This window comes from Dyadobacter chenwenxiniae, from assembly GCF_022869785.1.
GTDB classification, from domain to species: domain Bacteria; phylum Bacteroidota; class Bacteroidia; order Cytophagales; family Spirosomataceae; genus Dyadobacter; species Dyadobacter chenwenxiniae.
Genome location: NZ_CP094997.1, coordinates 5,832,487 through 5,848,681 on the forward strand (window position 1 = coordinate 5,832,487; position 16,195 = coordinate 5,848,681).

A 16,195-nucleotide genomic window follows, 5' to 3' on the forward strand; every position below is an offset into this window, starting at 1 on the left:
TCATCATCTATGACAAATTGGAAATACATATATTTTGTTGGAATTGGCGGAATAGGGATGAGTGCGCTGGCGCGTTGGTTCAAGGCGAATGGATTTAATGTGGCCGGTTATGACAAGACACTCACGGTATTAGTTCAAAAATTAATGGATGAGGATATTGAGGTGACGCTTGAAGACGAGATCAGTACCATTCCAGCCGCATTTGCCGCCGACCCGTCGGAAACGTTGGTGATATATACGCCGGCAGTTCCGGTAATGCATAAGCAAATGATCTATTTCCGTGACAATAACTTCCTGATCTTGAAACGCTCGCAGGTTTTAGGGTTGCTAACCAAGAATTTGAGGACGATCGGTGTTGCCGGAACGCATGGAAAAACGACAACTTCCTCACTGGTTGCTCACATATTACGTCATGCGAAAGTTAACAGCACCGCTTTTTTGGGGGGGATTACGCAGAATTACGGCACTAATTTGCTACTTAATGAGCCAACGGATAATCTGGAAGAGGTTTTTTGTGTGGTTGAAGCGGACGAGTTTGACCGATCTTTTCTCACGTTGTTCCCCGAAATCGCCATTGTTACTTCAACCGATGCCGACCATTTGGATATTTATGGACAGCATGAAGCCGTTTTGGAATCTTTCCGCGATTATGTGAGCCAGATCGACGACGATGGCGTGCTTTTTATGCGTGAAGGACTGGAGCTGGCCGCATCGACCAAGGCCAAAGTCTTAACATACTCATTACATTCAGGGAATTATCACTCGGCAGACATTCATATTAAAAATGCCCGGTTTGTTTTCGATCTGATTTACCCGGAGGGAAAAATTGAAGGAATCGCGATGAAAATTCCGGGCTACCATAATATTGAAAACGCTGTTGCAGCAAGTGCCGTTGCTTTGCACTTAGGTGTAGGATCTGATAAAATAAAAGAGGCGTTGGAAAATTACGGAGGGGTAAAACGCCGCTTCGAATATCAGCTGGAAGAAGACGGGTGCATTTACATTGATGACTATGCACACCATCCTACCGAGATCGAGGCATTCCTTTCGTCGGTAAAAGGCTTATACCCGGGAAGGCATGTGACAGCCATTTTTCAGCCACATTTATTTACACGTACGCGTGATTTTGCAGATGGGTTTTCTGAAAGCTTATCGCTTGCGGACCGGGTTCTGCTGCTTGAAATTTATCCCGCAAGAGAATTGCCTATTACGGGCGTGAATTCGGAAATGCTCATGGAAAAGATCACAGCAAAGGAGAAACAACTTATCACTAAAGATAAAGTTTTGAGCGTTTTAGCTGATTTAAATACGGATATTGTGGTGACAATCGGGGCCGGAGACATTGATACATTGGTGGAACCGATCAGGAACTTGCTTAAAAATTCAATTGTGAATAATTAGTCAAAGCATTTTTAATATTACTAAGATGTTACGTAAATTTGACTATCCATGGCTTTTGTTAAAACGCAGTTTGTGGCTCATTTTGCCGATTGCCGGGATAGGCATGGCAGAAAATAAGCTTGGTAATCAGCGTTGTACGAATCTTGTGATAGCCATTGAAGGTGATTCGGGAACGAGGTTTCTGAATCAGATGGACGTGCGGATGCTGGTGACTGAAAACGGGGCTGATCCGCTGTTAGGCAGCAGGTTAAGCGACGTTGCACTGAATGATCTCGAAAACCGGGTACGCAGGAACAAGCTGATCAGAAAATGTCAGGTCTATCGTGACTTGAAGGGAAATGTGGTGGTGGAGGTTGAGCAGGAGAAGCCGCTGGCGAGATGGATTAACACTTCTGAAAATGGTGAAATGCGCAATTCATCTGGTTATTATATCAGTGATGAGGGCGTTTTTTTTCCGTTGTCAGATAGTTATTCCGCAAGGGCATTGCTTGTTTCCGGTTCTTTTTTCAGCGATGCGGAACAGTTGAAAACAACCAAGGGGGCTTCAATAATGGAGCTTTTGCGTTTTTTGAACACCGATCCCTTTTGGAAGGCACAAGTAGCGCAATTGAATGCAGATAAAGATGGTGAAATCTCGCTTATAACAGTCCTGGGGGATCAGCGCATTGAATTTGGGACAGCAGAAAATTACGAATCCAAGTTCAACAAGCTTAAAATATTTTACAACGAAGTACTGAGCCAGGACTGGAGCAGATATAAAAAGATTAGTATTAAGTTTCAGAATCAAATAGTTTGTGAATAATAATTCACCATCAGCATGGCACACGACAAAATTGTAGTAGGCGTAGATATTGGGAGCACGAAAATTACCGTGGTTGCTGCACAGGGAGCCGCGTCCGGTTCCCGTCAAAACAATATTGAAATTTTAGGTTTTAGCGAAGTTCCTGTTCCGAAAGGGGCAGTTGTAAATGGCGCCGTTGAAAATATAAAACAGGTAGGAACCGCGGTCCGCGAGGCACTTGCAGAGGCATCTTCACGTTCAGACCTGGATATTGCTGTGGTGAATGTGAGTTTCGGCGGCACACAGGTGAAAGTAAGCCAGCATAACGATGGCGTCATCAGGCCTTCCGCATCATCCGGCGAAGAAGTTACGCAAAGAGATGTGGACCAACTTGTCGACGACATGTATCGCGCTAAAATTGAGCCGAATTATGACGTGTTGCATGTTTTGCCGATGGAGTTTGTCGTAGATAACTCCATGAATGTGCGCGAGCCTGTAGGCAGGACGGGTATCAAGCTGGGAGGTAACTTCCTCATCATTTCGGCAAACAGCCAATCTATTTTGCGCACCAAAAAGAGTCTGGCTGATGCTGACCAAAACCTGAAATGCGATAAAATGGTGTTTGCTCCGCTGGCAACCAGTCTTGCGGTTTTGAATGAAAATGAAACAAAAGCAGGCATCGCGCTGATTGACATCGGCGACCATACCACAGACCTCGTTATCTATCATGACAGTATTGTGCGTCACATCGCCACATTTCCGATAGGTGGCAGACACATTACCAATGACCTGGCGATCGGCTGCGGGATCCAGGTTGAAAATGCAGAGCGACTGAAGCGGGAATATGGAGTTGCTATTTCGGCTGATGTTCCGCTGAACATTGAGATCCTTGTTAATTTCCTTGCAGGGCGCGCTCCAAAGCAGGTTCTGAAGAAAAACGTAGCATTAATCATTGAGGAGCGCTTAAAGGAGATCGCCGCGATGGTGTATGCAGAAATTATAAAGTCAGGATATCTCGACAAACTGATTGGCGGCCTGGTCTTAACGGGAGGCTCTGCCAACATTGATGAGATCGAAAAGCTTTTTGAAAAAGTTACAAATATGTCTGTGCGTGTGGGATATCCGGAAAACCTGGAAAGAACCGCGAAAGCAGACGCGGTAAGCAATTCTTCATACAGCACAGCCATAGGCTTGGCGTGGGCAGGGCTCAGAAACATTGACCCGAGGGTTAAGTCTGTGTGCAAGCCGACAACTTCCTTTAATACAGCCACTGTTGTACAAAGAGAAAAAGTGAAGGAAGTGACAAAGGACGAACCAGGAAAGAAGAACGGGACTTTCTGGGACAGTTTTAATAGTATTATCCGTAAAAAAGATGATGGTCTGAGTGACTATTGAAAACAAAGCAATTAACGCATTCAATCTCTGAAAATATGAATAAAAGCTTGTTGCAATCTCTAGACCAGGACTACATTGTGAACGAAATCATCAAAGACCAGCCCACCGGCGAACACCAGGAAGAACCGGCCATTATCAAGGTAATTGGTGTCGGGGGCGGGGGAAGCAATGCTGTGAACTACATGTTTGAGAGAAAGATCAAAGATGTGGAGTTTGCAGTCTGCAATACCGATCGCCAGGCGCTTGCCAACAGCCCTGTGCCCGTGAAAATCCAGCTTGGGGCGACATTAACGCAAGGTTTGGGAGCCGGAACGGATGCTACGAAGGGTAAAGAAGCCGCTTTGGAAACTATTGAGGAAATCAAAAACCTGCTAGGTGGATCGACCCAAATGGTGTTTATTACGGCCGGTATGGGTGGTGGAACGGGAACAGGCGCTGCCCCCGTCATTGCCCAGCTTGCAAAGGAAATGGGTAAGCTCACGGTGGCTGTCGTTACAGCGCCTTATACTTGGGAAGGGCTTGATAAGAAAGAACAGGCACTGGAAGGAATTGAACAACTGAAAGAGTACAGCGACACAGTGCTGGTGGTTTTGAATGACAAGCTGGAAGAGTTGTATGAGGATATGACACTCACCCAGGCTTTTGCAGAGGCGGATGGAATTCTTTTGAATGCCGTAAAAAGTATTTCCGAGATCATTACGACAAACGGGAATATCAACACAGACTTTAAAGACGTAGAGAAGGTCCTTAAAAATGCGGGACAGTCCGTAATGGGAACCTCTGAGTCAACCGGAGCCGACCGAGCGCAGACGGCGATTAGAGAAGCGTTGGATTCACCGCTTTTGAATGACAGGGATATCCGCGGAGCAAAACGCATCCTGGTAACGCTGGCGACCAGCAAAAAGAAAGAAGCCACGATGAAGGAGCAGCGTGAAATCTGGCGTTATGTACTCTCGCAAGTGGGAGGGGAAGCGCGGATGTTCAAGCTGGGAACGATCACGGACGATTCTTTGGGCGATAAATTAAGGGTTACCATTGTTGCCGCAGGGTTTGACAGCATTGAGTCGCCGATCCCGGGAATTGAGCTAAAAAACGGCATTAAATCTAAAATACCTCAGGCAAAACCTGTTGTTGAAGAGATAAAACCAATTGAAGAGCCAGCGTTTGAAACGGATCTGGTTGTAACCAGCGAACTGGAAGGTGCTACGCCAACCGGCCCAATTGATCTTGTTATTGATCGTGACATGATCCCTGGCAGGTTCACACAATTGCCTATCACCGATATTGGAGGCAATCACGATTGGAATAATGACGAGATCGAAAAACTGGATATAATGGTTGCGTCCTTTAAAGACGGCCTGGTTAAATACGGAGATCTGGAAGGGCCTGCGTTCCGTCGCAGCCGCGTAGAACTCTGGAAACACCCGGCAGTTCCAGCCACCGAAATGGAGCAGCATTGGTTGAAATAACACTAAACAAAATAGGGAGCATTCGCTCCCTATTTTGTTTAGAAATGGATCATTTGACCTGCCTGCAATTCCAAAAGTTCTTTATACAAAGCATTGGATATCACGCGCTCGTGATAATGCGTGCGGATTTGGCCAAGCTTTACCCTTAACGCTAATGTGTTCATTCCCAGATAGCTAAATACGTCATTCAAATGGCTCAGTGCCAATGCAGCACCATGCATATTAGAAGACAAACCTACAAGAGCAGCTTTTTTGTTGGTAAAACTATTGGGATAGGGAAGTCCATCGATAAATGCTTTCAGAACGCCTGGATAAGAGCCATTGTATTCAGGAACGATAAAAACGAACTTGTCTGTTTGTTCAAGTAAAGATTTCAGGCTATTAAAATCTTCGTTCTTTCCAGAATTTTCGTACATCGCCGACACAGTAAAGTCGTTTGGCAGGTTAACCAAGTCCAGAATTGTACTCGGAGCGTTCAGGTTATTCAGTATTTCCTGGTAATAATCAGCTATTTTCCGCGACATTGAATTGGGCCTGTTCGTACCAACGATTATCACGATAGGGGAAGAAGTTGTTGTCATTAGAAAAGCAAAGTATAAATAGTCCGGAGCCCACTTAGCCGGTCATAAGGCGTTGATAAAGTAACAAATTAAGGACAAAATTGTTCAAGTTAGAGACGTAAAGCGCTTATCAATGCAGTATAACGGCTCACTTCGTTTCACTATACACAACATTTATTGTTATATTTGAGCCTAATATTCATCATGAAAAGAGGTTAAGGGTCTGATATTCAGATTTTTAAACATTAACTCACGTACTAATATGTCCTGGTTTATTCGGAAAGAGAAAGGCATTAATACACCCACCGAAATGAAGCGTGAAGCTCCCGACGGGTTGTGGTATCAATGTTCGAATTGCAAGAAAATTACGCCTACCAGAGAACATAAGCAGAATGCTTACACTTGCCCGCATTGTAATTACCACGAAAAAGTGGGATCTGATGTTTATTTCAACCTTTTGTTTGATGATAATGAATTTATAGAGCTGGACGAAAATCTTACGTCGGGCGACCCGCTTCATTTTGTTGATACCAAAGCTTATCCGGATCGCATTAAGTCTACAATGCAGAAAACAGGGCTGAAAGACGCGGTGCGCACGGGACATGGAAAGATGAATGGTTTGAATATTGTTATCGCCTGTATGGATTTCAATTTCATTGGTGGATCAATGGGATCTGTTGTAGGAGAAAAAATCGCCCGTGCTATCAGTTATTCTTTGGAGCATAAGTCTCCTTTTTTAATGATTTCCAAATCCGGTGGCGCTCGTATGATGGAGGCAGGTTTTTCATTGATGCAAATGGCTAAGACTTCTGCGCGCCTCGCTCAGTTATCCGATGCAAAAGTGCCTTATATATCATTGTTGACGGACCCTACAACGGGCGGCGTTACGGCATCGTATGCAATGTTGGGAGATTTTAACATTTCCGAGCCAGAGGCTTTAATCGGCTTTGCGGGACCACGTGTTATTCGTGAGACGATTGGTAAGGACTTGCCAAAAGGTTTTCAAAGCGCTGAGTTCGTGCTTGAACACGGTTTCCTGGATTTCATTGTGGATCGTAAGGATTTGAAAGATAAGTTAACCAGCCTGCTTACCATGCTTCGTTGATATGCGTTTGATTTCCCATCCGGTCCTTTGCAATTACTACGTAACCTATCGCTGTAACGCTTCATGTAGTTTTTGCGACATTTGGGAAAAGCCTTCGCCTTACATTACAGTTGAAAATCTAAGAGAAAATTTAAGGGATTTAAAAAAGCTCGGCGTTAAGGTCATTGATTTTACCGGTGGAGAACCACTGCTTCACCGGCAGTTGGATGTGCTTTTAAATGAAGCCAAGGACCATGGAATGATCACAACCGTGACAAGCAATGGTTTACTTTATCCCAGACAGGCTGAAAAACTCCGCGGCCTTGTTGATATGCTCCACTTCTCACTCGATTCGCCTGATCGTGACGAGCATGATAAATCGAGAGGAGTAAAATGCTTTGATAAAGTGATGGAATCCATTGCTATTGCCAAATCATTAGGCGAGCGTCCGGATATTATTTTCACGGTTTTCGAGGACAATGTTGATAAAATAAGACGGTTGTGGGAAGAAGTTTGTTTGCCAAATGACCTTATCCTGATTTTAAATCCGGTTTTTGAATATAACAATGTTGGCTCTAATCTTTCGAAAGAAACATTAAATGAGCTCACCTGGTGGGGAAAACAAAAGAATGTCTATCTCAACGATGCTTTTGTTCAACTGAGACTTGATGGCGGAAATCACGTAGATAACCCTGTTTGCAAAGCCGCCAGCACAACAATTGTTATCTCTCCAGAAAACAAACTTGTTTTGCCCTGCTATCATTTGGGATTGAAAGATTTTCCAATCGAAGGAAATCTTTTTGATCTCTATCATTCCGACGAAGTGCAAAAACTCGTTGCGCTCGAAGGGAAATTGCCCGCATGTGAAAGTTGCGCAATTAACTGCTACATGCAACCTTCCTTTGCAGTTGAAATGAATAAATACTGGTGGAAAGCACTTCCCAGCACCATTAAGTACAATCGGATTAAAGGCACCTGGAAACAAATGGTTGGGCTTTAATTTGAGCAGCCGTCCTTTCTACGCGTATCCGTAATTGAACTGATTTTCCATCCTTTGCTTATTTTGACCAATGTGAAGACATTCACACCGCAATGTGAAAACTTCTCTCCTAAATAAAACTTATAAGGCGCCCAAACAATGGCCATAGGCCCGTCCACGGAAATCTTAGGACTATAAATCCGCTCATCCCACTTATCCGGATGTGGCTTGCCAACCGCTTTCACAAATCCATCAATCGAACTTTTCTTAACAGCAATAGAGTCCTTTGGGTTTTCCGGCACCGACATCATTGTACTACCCAGCGCAAAAGCGTTTCGCACCTTCGTTGAATCTCCCGCTCGCATACCGTCAAATAATGCATTCACCGTGCCCATAATGCCAGGATCATATTGTTGACTAAATGCACTATTAGCGCAAAAAACATAGATGAAAGAAAAGAGGATGAATCTTGGATAGTTCATGCGTGCGTGCTTTTTCATAATTGGTATAGTTTTAACAAAAGCTTAATTTTGAGCCCCTTTTGAATTTGAGAAATTGATATGTCCGAAAAAATAGTTAAAAAAGTAGATATTAAAAACCGCAAGGCATCATTTGAATACTTCTTCCTTGAAGAATTCACGGCCGGAATGGCATTGACTGGAACTGAAATTAAATCAATCCGGCAAGGCAAAGTGAATTTTCAGGATGCATATTGTCTTTTTATGGATGGAGAGCTCTATATCAGAAGCTTACACATTTCTCCCTATACCGAAGGAACGCATTTCAATCACGATCCTATGCGCGATCGCAAACTGCTCATTACAAAAAGGGAAAGGAAAAAATTGACCGAAAACCTCAAAGATCAAGGTCTGACGATTATTCCGGTTAGACTGTTTACAAGCGAACGCGGATTTGCGAAGTTACACATCGCTCTGGCGAAAGGTAAAAAGCTTTACGATAAGCGTGATACGATCAAAGAAAGAGATGTAAAGCGCGAAACGGATCGGATGAATTTTTAGCGCAATAATTGAAATTCCTGGCGCGTTTTTTTAGGTAAAAATTCCTATATTGTCGGAATTAAATACCTCGAGGGCTCATGGGTAAAGTACTGGTTCTTAATCAAGATTATAGTGCGTTAAGTGTTTGCACAGTTCCAAAGGCGTTTTTATTAGTTTACATGAACAAGGCCGAAATGCTGGCCGAATCCCCGCGGGATTATCTGCGAACGGTGAACGACAAATATCCCATGCCCGTCGTGATCCGCCTCAACCGATACATTCATATTCCCTACCGAGGCGTAGTTATGACGAGGCAAAACCTTTTCAAGCGGGACAGTAACCGATGTCAGTATTGCGGCACACATGATAACCTTACATTAGACCACGTTATCCCGAAGTCCAGAGGCGGCAAAACAACCTGGGATAATCTCGCCACCGCCTGCAAGCGCTGTAATTCCCGAAAAGGCGACCATACACCAGAGGAAGTTGGCATGCCCCTCCGCCAGCGCCCGTTTCGTCCTTCGTTTTTAATGTTTATCCGCGATTTTTCCGGTTTAGCCGACGATGAATGGCTTCCCTATCTGGGCGTTAAGGAGCGGAATTACTAAGTTTTGTTTCCCCTTTCACCGCCCTTCCCTTCATTAAGATTTCCTTTTCTCCTGATTTTCAAATAAAAATCCTGTCATCCTGGGATAATATTTTGAAAACGTGTACTTTTGCGCTCTATTTTTTCAAAAAATACTTGTTTAACTAATTTTCAGCCGTTTAGCTCGGAGGCTGATGTACACAGAGCAGTAATTCCTATTTATGTCTAAGGAAATTCAAACTCAACCACTTCCCGATTTCGATTGGGATAAAGCAGCAGACAAAGGTTTCGGTACAGGTTATTCAACTGCGGACCGCGATCGTTTCGAACAAATGTATGAGACTACGATTTCTCCTGTTCAGGAAAAAGAAGTAGTAAAAGGTATTGTAGTTGGTATTACAGACAGGGAAGTTATCCTTAACATCGGTTTCAAATCTGATGGTATCGTTTCTTCCAATGAATTCCGCGATTTGCCAGGAATGAAAATTGGCGACGAAGTGGAAGTTTACGTAGAAAACCAGGAAGACGCTCAAGGTCAGCTTGTTCTTTCACGCAAAAAAGCCAAAGTTATTACAGCATGGGATAACATTCAGAAATCGTTCGACGAGGATGTTGTTATTGATGCTAACGTGAAAAGAAGAACCAAGGGTGGTCTTATTGTTGATATATTCGGCATCGAGGCTTTCTTGCCAGGTTCACAAATCGATGTTAAACCAATCCGCGATTTCGACATTTTTGTTGGAAAACGTATGGAGGTTAAAGTTGTTAAGATCAATTACGCAAATGATAACGTAGTTGTTTCTCACAAAATATTGATCGAAAAAGATCTTGAAGCACAACGTCAGCAAATCTTGAACAACCTTGAAAAAGGCCAGGTTCTGGAAGGCGTTATCAAGAACATGACAAACTTCGGTGTGTTCATTGACCTTGGTGGTGTTGATGGTCTTCTTCACATTACAGACATTTCATGGGGTCGTATCAACCACCCATCTGACTTGCTTGCGCTTGATCAGAAATTGAACGTGGTTGTTCTTGACTTTGATGAAGAGAAAAAACGTATCTCTCTTGGCTTGAAACAACTTCAGTCTCACCCATGGGATTCTCTTGCAGAAGAAATCCAGGTTGGATCGAAAGTTACAGGTCGTATCGTTAATGTTGCTGACTACGGCGCATTCCTTGAAATCAAACCAGGTGTTGAAGGTTTGATCCACGTTTCTGAAATGTCATGGTCTCAGCACCTGCGCAATCCTCAGGAATTCATGAACGTAAATGATGAGATCAGTGCAGTAGTTTTGACACTGGATCGTAACGAGCGCAAAATGTCTCTTGGAATTAAGCAACTGACTGAGGATCCTTGGACACAGGCTTCGTTGAAAGACAAGTATGCAATCGGAACACGTCACAAAGGAGTTGTTCGCAACCTTACTAACTTCGGTTTGTTCATCGAGCTTGAAGAAGGAATCGACGGTCTTGTACACGTATCTGACCTTTCTTGGACTAAGAAAATCAAACATCCTTCGGATTTCGTTAAAGTAAATGACGAGCTTGAAGTTGTTGTTCTTGAATTGGATGCGGACAACCGTCGTCTGGCTCTTGGTCACAAACAACTTGAAGAAAACCCATGGGATACTTTCGAAAGCATCTTTGAAGTGGGTTCTGTTCATAAATCTACAATCGTTGCAAAAGGTGATAAATTCGCAACACTTGAACTTCCTTACGGAATCGAAGGCGTTTCGGCTATTAAAAACCTGACTAAGGAAGATGGCACAGTGGCAGAAGTTGGTGAAAGCCTTGACTTCACTGTCCTTGAATTCTTGAAAGACGAGAAGAAAATAGTTCTTACGCATTCCAAAGTAACCAAAGCAGCGCCTGCTCCTGAGGAGAAGAAAGAAGACCGTCCTGCGAAAGCACAGTCGTCTGCTCCTGCGAAAAGTGCTCCTGTTGCGGATTCAACCAAAGAAGGTGAGAAATCTACTTTCGGAGACTTGAGCGTTCTTTCAGCATTGAAAGAGCAAATGGAAGAAAGCGAAAAGAAAGGAAAAAAGTAAAGAATATAGCGGAGTAGCGGATTTTTTTGATACTTTTGCACCCGGATTAGCTGCCAGCGTAAGCAGCAGCTAATCCAAATTTGGTTCCGTGGCCGAGTGGCTAGGCAGAGGTCTGCAAAACCTCGTACAGCGGTTCGAATCCGCTCGGAACCTCCAGTGTCATGATGGAATTGGCACACAATTTTATAGCAGAAAAATGCCATTTGCTTGAAACCTCGGATTAGGTTTCCAAATGGCATTTTTTATTGCTAAGTGCCTGAAAATCAACAAAAAATTTAACCTTCGTAAGTGGGGCAAAGTGTGGATAAATTAGACAAATTATAAATAAGGTGGGCGCTCAAAATATCCTTTAAATACTTTTGTGGATAAAAGATCGTGAACTAGTTTTGTCTGTTGAAGAATAATGAATAGTTGATTATGAATATACCATTCCGAAAGGACGCTAAGTTTTGTTCCTTCTTTAGTTACTCAAAAACATTTATAGCCAGTGTCGCTCTTGCTATTTTATTAGGTGTTCCTAACTTAATATACGCACAGGACAGCACAGCAGCTGCGGGCGGGGCCGCTGCGGGGGCAGCTCCAGCTGGTGGAGGTGATGCCGCAAAAGGTGAAACGTTATTTAAAAACAATTGCGCGCAGTGCCATGCTGTCACAGACGAGCGCGTAGTTGGCCCAGGCCTTAAAGGTGCAAGCGGCCGTCATGACTTTGCGTGGCTTGCCAAGTGGGTTCGTAATTCCCAGGCTGTGATCGCTTCGGGTGATCCCTATGGAGTTAAAATTTACAATGAATATTCCAAAGCGCAGATGACGAGCTTCCCTAATTTATCAGATGATGATATTAAAGGAATCTTTGCATATGTGGATCAGGCTGGATCTGCTGCTCCTGCGGCAGCTGCCCCTGCGGCAGGTGGTGCTTCTGCCGGAACTGCTTCTGCGCAAGGAGGTGGTCCTTCCGATTTATTTGTCATTGTTCTTGCTGCGCTGGTAGTAGTGATGCTGCTTGTATTAGGCGTTCTTCTTGTGATCGTCTCGTTGCTTTCAAAAGCGGTTAGCGGCGAAGGAGAGGTTGTTGAAAAGGGAGACTTCATGGGGCGCCTTGGCAACTCACTAAAAAGAATTGCTTCCGATCCCGCGATTCGTTCGGCAACGATCTGGATCTTCGTTTTGCTTGTTTTAAAGGCAACATTGGATGGTGCGTATAGTGTGGGTGTGCAACAAGGTTACGCACCAAAACAGCCGATTTCATTCTCGCACAAATTACACGCAGGTGAGTATAAGATCGACTGTAATTATTGCCACACCGGTGTTAATCGTGGTAAATCGGCGCACATTCCTTCTGCCAACATTTGTATGAACTGTCACGGCGTTATCAAAAAGGAATCTCCTGAAATTCAGAAAATTTACACTTCTATCGAGAACAATCAGCCGATTGAATGGGTGCGTGTTCACAACTTACCCGACCTGGCTTATTTTAATCACGCTCAACACGTTAATGTTGGCGGACTTGAATGTCAGAACTGTCACGGCGAAGTTGAAAAAATGGAAGTGATCCAGCAACGCTCATCCTTAACGATGGGATGGTGTATCGACTGTCACCGTAAAACGGAGGTTAATACCAAGGATAATAAGTACTACGATAAGTTGGTACAACTGCACGCTGGCGAAAGCAAAGAAGCATTGAAAGTTGCTGATATAGGTGGGTTGGAGTGTTCTAAATGCCACTATTAATCAAAAAAATAATACCTGATACAACTCATTTGTATTGAATAGTTTTATGGAAAATACTAATAAAAGATACTGGCGGGGACTGGAAGAGCTGCGGAATGACGAAAAGTTTGTAAAAGAAGCGCGTTCTGAGTTTTCCGACGGACCAACCGAAAGCCAATACGAAAGTTTGGTGGATGGTGCGGGAACCCACCGCCGAGATTTTTTGAAAGTGCTGGGTTTTGGAATGGCTGCTGTATCGTTAGCAGCTTGCGAAGCACCTGTAAAGAAAGCAATACCATACGTTAACAAGCCTGAAGGAGAATTCCCGACCATAGCAAACTGGTACGCATCAACTTACGCCGAAGGCGGAGATTATGCGAGCATTTTGGTCAAAACACGCGAAGGAAGACCTGTTAAGATTGAACCCAATTCTCTTTCTAAAACATCTTATGGTGTAAGCGCACGTGTTCATGCGTCGCTTTTAGGATTGTATGATAACGAAAAATTAAAAGGACCTAAAAAGGGTGACGATACGAAAGTTAGCTGGGATACAGTTGACAAAGAAATAGTTGATCAATTAGGGCGGATCGCTGCACAGGGCGGAGCAATCAGAATTCTTTCTTCTACTATTTTGAGCCCGTCTACGAAATCAGTTATTGCCGATTTCACTACAAAATACCCGACAACTTCGCATGTCATGTATGATGCGAATTCGTCTTCTGCGATTTTGAAAGGAAATGAGCTTTCGTTTGGCAAAGCAGTTTTCCCGTCTTACGATTTCAGTAAAGCAAAGGTAATCGTCGGCATTGACGCTGACTTTCTTGGAACCTGGATTTCTCCTGATACTTTCTCCGCACAGTTTGCAGAAACACGCAGATTGGGCAGCGACAAAGAAGGTAAAAAAGAAATGTCGCGCCACTATCAGTTTGAATCGATTCTTTCAGTTACGGGATCCAATGCTGATTACCGCACGGCAGTAAAACCATCACAGCTAGGACTGGTTGCAGCCTCTCTCTATAATAAAGTGGCAGCCAAATTAGGAGGATCTCCAATCTCAGCTGCTGCGATAGAAGTTCCTAACCTTGACAAAGCAGCAACAGAGTTAGTTGCTGCGAAAGGGCAGTCACTGGTTGTAAGTGGTATTAATGATGCATCTGTTCAGGTGGTTATTAATGCATTGAACAGCTTGCTAGGCAGCTACGGAACGACCATTAACCTGGATAAGCCTGCTAATTATCGTCAAGGAAATGATGTGGCGATGAACGGTTTGATCGACGATGTGAAAGGCGGAAAAGTGGCAGCATTGATTTTATTCGGTGCTAACCCGGTTTACGACCACCCACGTGGGGCAGAACTGGCAGCGGCTTTGCCAAGAGTCGGCCTGAGCGTTTCATTCAATGATCGCGCTGACGAAACATCTTCATTGTTAAAATACATTTGTCCAGCCCCACATTATCTTGAATCCTGGAATGATGCTGAGCCTGTTGCCGGATCTTACAGTCTTGCGCAGCCAGCGATCAGCATGATTTTCAGCACGCGTCAGGCGCAAGCCAGCTTGTTGAAATGGGCAGGATTGGCATCTGATTATCACGAATACATTAAGGCATATTGGAGAAAAAGTGTCTACACACAAGGAGGAACAGGAGATTTTGAGCAATTCTGGATTAAGTCCCTTCATGATGGTGTGTATGACGCGCCTGCAACTCTGGCAGCTTCGGGAGCAACTTTCGCAGGAAATCTAAGCGCGGCAGCTTCCGGAATTGCAAAAAAATATAAAGCTTCTTCTACGGGAATAGAACTTGCCTTGTTCGAAAACATCGGTCTTGGTAACGGATTTGCAGCAAATAACCCATGGCTTCAGGAGTTGCCTGAGCCGATAACCAAAGCGTGCTGGGACAACCACGCATGTATTTCCCAAAAAACAGCTGCAGAGCTTGGCTTCGAGCAGGGAGATGTGGTTAAGGTAGATATTAAAGGAAAAGCGGTTGAAGTGCCGGTAATCATTCAGCCAGGTCTGGCAAATGGAACGGTTGCGATTGCGATTGGATTTGGCCGGGAGAAAGCTGGTAAATCTGCAAATGGTGTTGGAAAGAATGTGTATCCATTGGCTGCATTTGCTGACGGTTATTTGACCTTTGCCCCTGGTGAAGCTATTGTTTCCAAAACAGGTGAAACCAGAGAAATCGCTCAGACTCAGACGCACAACACGGTAATGAACCGTAAATCGGTTTTGCAGGAAACAGTGCTTGCTCATTTCCAGAAAGATCCAATGGCGGGCCGGTTTGTTCCGAAAATCCCGACATCTGATGGAGTTGTTGATGCAACAGATCTGTCTCTTTGGAACGGACATAAATATAAAAACCACTCATGGGGAATGGTCATTGACCTGAACACATGTTTTGGTTGTGGCTCATGCGTAATTAGCTGCCAGGCAGAAAACAACATTCCGGTTGTAGGACGTCAGGAAGTGATCAATAGCCGTGAAATGCATTGGTTACGGATTGACCGCTATTACAGCAGTGACGCGGATGTGGAAGATTTGAGAGGATTGGAAATCGCTTCTGAAAACCCGGAAGTTACGTTCCAGCCAATGCTTTGCCAGCACTGTAACAACGCGCCTTGCGAAACGGTTTGCCCTGTTTTAGCAACTACGCACAGTTCAGAAGGGCTTAACCAAATGACTTACAACCGTTGCGTTGGTACAAGATATTGTGCAAACAACTGCCCTTATAAAGTACGCCGTTTTAACTGGTTCAAATATTTCGACAACGATAACTTTGATTACCACTTCAACAATGATTTAGGTAAAATGGTGATCAATCCTGACGTAACTGTACGTTCGAGAGGAGTTATTGAAAAGTGCTCAATGTGCGTTCACAGAATTCAGGACGCTAAGTTGACTGCTAAGAAAGAAAGAAGACGCATCGTGGATGGAGAAGTAAATGTTGCCTGTGCTTCGTCTTGCCCTACCAACGCGATCACTTTTGGAGATATGAACGATCCTGAAAGCAGAATTTCGAAATTGCTTGAAGTTGAGAAAGAAGGCCGCGCATTCCATATGTTGGAAGAGATTAACGTACGTCCTCAGATTTCTTACCTGACCAAGGTCCGTAACAAAGACGCTGCTGCGAAAGCTCCTGAAAAAAAGGAACACGCTTAATTTGAAAATAGAGTTTAAAGAAGATTA

Annotated in this window: 13 protein-coding genes and 1 tRNA gene; 12 read left to right on the top strand and 2 right to left on the bottom strand. The window is 44.0% G+C overall.

Going from position 1 to position 16,195, the window contains the following annotated elements; genetic code table 11:
• Positions 1–9 precede the first annotated feature (9 nt).
• The 4 genes from murC to ftsZ are packed head-to-tail and all read left to right on the top strand — an operon-like array spanning position 10 to position 5,046.
• On the top strand, positions 10–1,401 hold the full coding sequence (gene murC / locus MUK70_RS24995; protein ID WP_234657444.1) for a UDP-N-acetylmuramate--L-alanine ligase: 1,392 nt from the start codon (positions 10–12) through the stop codon (positions 1,399–1,401).
• 25 nt (positions 1,402–1,426) lie between these two features.
• Complete coding sequence (locus MUK70_RS25000) at positions 1,427–2,203, top strand: cell division protein FtsQ/DivIB (RefSeq protein WP_234605659.1); 777 nt, start codon at positions 1,427–1,429, stop codon at positions 2,201–2,203.
• Positions 2,204–2,218: 15 nt separating this feature from the next.
• Entirely contained in the window at positions 2,219–3,577 is a 1,359-nt protein-coding gene (ftsA, locus tag MUK70_RS25005; protein WP_234657443.1) for a cell division protein FtsA, read from the top strand.
• Between the two features lie 35 nt (positions 3,578–3,612).
• On the top strand, positions 3,613–5,046 hold the full coding sequence (ftsZ, locus tag MUK70_RS25010) for a cell division protein FtsZ (RefSeq protein ID WP_234657442.1): 1,434 nt from the start codon (positions 3,613–3,615) through the stop codon (positions 5,044–5,046).
• 38 nt (positions 5,047–5,084) lie between these two features.
• On the opposite strand, the gene MUK70_RS25015 is transcribed toward ftsZ, so the two are convergent.
• Positions 5,085–5,627, bottom strand: coding sequence for an NADPH-dependent FMN reductase (locus MUK70_RS25015; RefSeq protein ID WP_255713505.1), 543 nt, complete (start codon positions 5,625–5,627; stop codon positions 5,085–5,087).
• Positions 5,628–5,868: 241 nt separating this feature from the next.
• Here MUK70_RS25015 and accD point away from each other — a divergent pair, with 241 nt between their 5' ends.
• Positions 5,869–6,711, top strand: a complete 843-nt coding sequence (gene accD / locus MUK70_RS25020; protein WP_234605654.1) for an acetyl-CoA carboxylase, carboxyltransferase subunit beta — start codon at positions 5,869–5,871, stop codon at positions 6,709–6,711.
• A gap of 1 nt (position 6,712) precedes the next feature.
• A complete protein-coding gene (locus MUK70_RS25025; protein WP_234657441.1) occupies positions 6,713–7,690 on the top strand; it encodes a radical SAM protein in 978 nt (325 codons plus the stop codon).
• Here MUK70_RS25025 and MUK70_RS25030 read toward each other — a convergent pair.
• Positions 7,687–8,169 carry a nuclear transport factor 2 family protein gene (locus MUK70_RS25030; RefSeq protein WP_234657440.1) on the bottom strand — a complete coding sequence of 161 codons (483 nt, stop codon included), beginning with the start codon at positions 8,167–8,169 and terminating at the stop codon, positions 7,687–7,689. The two genes, MUK70_RS25025 and MUK70_RS25030, sit on opposite strands and share 4 nt — an antisense overlap.
• 60 nt (positions 8,170–8,229) lie before the next feature.
• On the opposite strand from MUK70_RS25030, the gene smpB reads away from it, so the two are divergent.
• The 6 genes from smpB (at position 8,230) to MUK70_RS25060 (ending at position 16,168) form a co-directional block, all read left to right on the top strand.
• Positions 8,230–8,688, top strand: coding sequence for an SsrA-binding protein SmpB (gene smpB / locus MUK70_RS25035; RefSeq protein WP_234605639.1), 459 nt, complete (start codon positions 8,230–8,232; stop codon positions 8,686–8,688).
• A gap of 77 nt (positions 8,689–8,765) precedes the next feature.
• Positions 8,766–9,275: an HNH endonuclease gene (locus MUK70_RS25040; protein WP_234605637.1), complete on the top strand. Its 510-nt coding sequence runs from the start codon at positions 8,766–8,768 to the stop codon at positions 9,273–9,275.
• Between the two features lie 199 nt (positions 9,276–9,474).
• Positions 9,475–11,301, top strand: a complete 1,827-nt coding sequence (rpsA, locus tag MUK70_RS25045; protein ID WP_234605635.1) for a 30S ribosomal protein S1 — start codon at positions 9,475–9,477, stop codon at positions 11,299–11,301.
• Positions 11,302–11,383: 82 nt separating this feature from the next.
• A tRNA-Cys gene (locus tag MUK70_RS25050) sits at positions 11,384–11,457 on the top strand.
• Positions 11,458–11,718: 261 nt separating this feature from the next.
• Positions 11,719–13,029, top strand: a complete 1,311-nt coding sequence (locus tag MUK70_RS25055; RefSeq protein ID WP_234605633.1) for a c-type cytochrome — start codon at positions 11,719–11,721, stop codon at positions 13,027–13,029.
• A gap of 46 nt (positions 13,030–13,075) precedes the next feature.
• Complete coding sequence (locus tag MUK70_RS25060; RefSeq protein ID WP_234657439.1) at positions 13,076–16,168, top strand: TAT-variant-translocated molybdopterin oxidoreductase; 3,093 nt, start codon at positions 13,076–13,078, stop codon at positions 16,166–16,168.
• Positions 16,169–16,195 lie beyond the last annotated feature (27 nt).

Coding starts and splice junctions, on each gene's coding strand:
- murC (WP_234657444.1), top strand. CDS start 10: ATGACAAATTGGAAATACATATATTTTGTTGGAATTGGCGGAATAGGG.
- MUK70_RS25000 (WP_234605659.1), top strand. CDS start 1,427: ATGTTACGTAAATTTGACTATCCATGGCTTTTGTTAAAACGCAGTTTG.
- ftsA (WP_234657443.1), top strand. CDS start 2,219: ATGGCACACGACAAAATTGTAGTAGGCGTAGATATTGGGAGCACGAAA.
- ftsZ (WP_234657442.1), top strand. CDS start 3,613: ATGAATAAAAGCTTGTTGCAATCTCTAGACCAGGACTACATTGTGAAC.
- MUK70_RS25015 (WP_255713505.1), bottom strand. CDS start 5,627: ATGACAACAACTTCTTCCCCTATCGTGATAATCGTTGGTACGAACAGG.
- accD (WP_234605654.1), top strand. CDS start 5,869: ATGTCCTGGTTTATTCGGAAAGAGAAAGGCATTAATACACCCACCGAA.
- MUK70_RS25025 (WP_234657441.1), top strand. CDS start 6,713: ATGCGTTTGATTTCCCATCCGGTCCTTTGCAATTACTACGTAACCTAT.
- MUK70_RS25030 (WP_234657440.1), bottom strand. CDS start 8,169: ATGAAAAAGCACGCACGCATGAACTATCCAAGATTCATCCTCTTTTCT.
- smpB (WP_234605639.1), top strand. CDS start 8,230: ATGTCCGAAAAAATAGTTAAAAAAGTAGATATTAAAAACCGCAAGGCA.
- MUK70_RS25040 (WP_234605637.1), top strand. CDS start 8,766: ATGGGTAAAGTACTGGTTCTTAATCAAGATTATAGTGCGTTAAGTGTT.
- rpsA (WP_234605635.1), top strand. CDS start 9,475: ATGTCTAAGGAAATTCAAACTCAACCACTTCCCGATTTCGATTGGGAT.
- MUK70_RS25055 (WP_234605633.1), top strand. CDS start 11,719: ATGAATATACCATTCCGAAAGGACGCTAAGTTTTGTTCCTTCTTTAGT.
- MUK70_RS25060 (WP_234657439.1), top strand. CDS start 13,076: ATGGAAAATACTAATAAAAGATACTGGCGGGGACTGGAAGAGCTGCGG.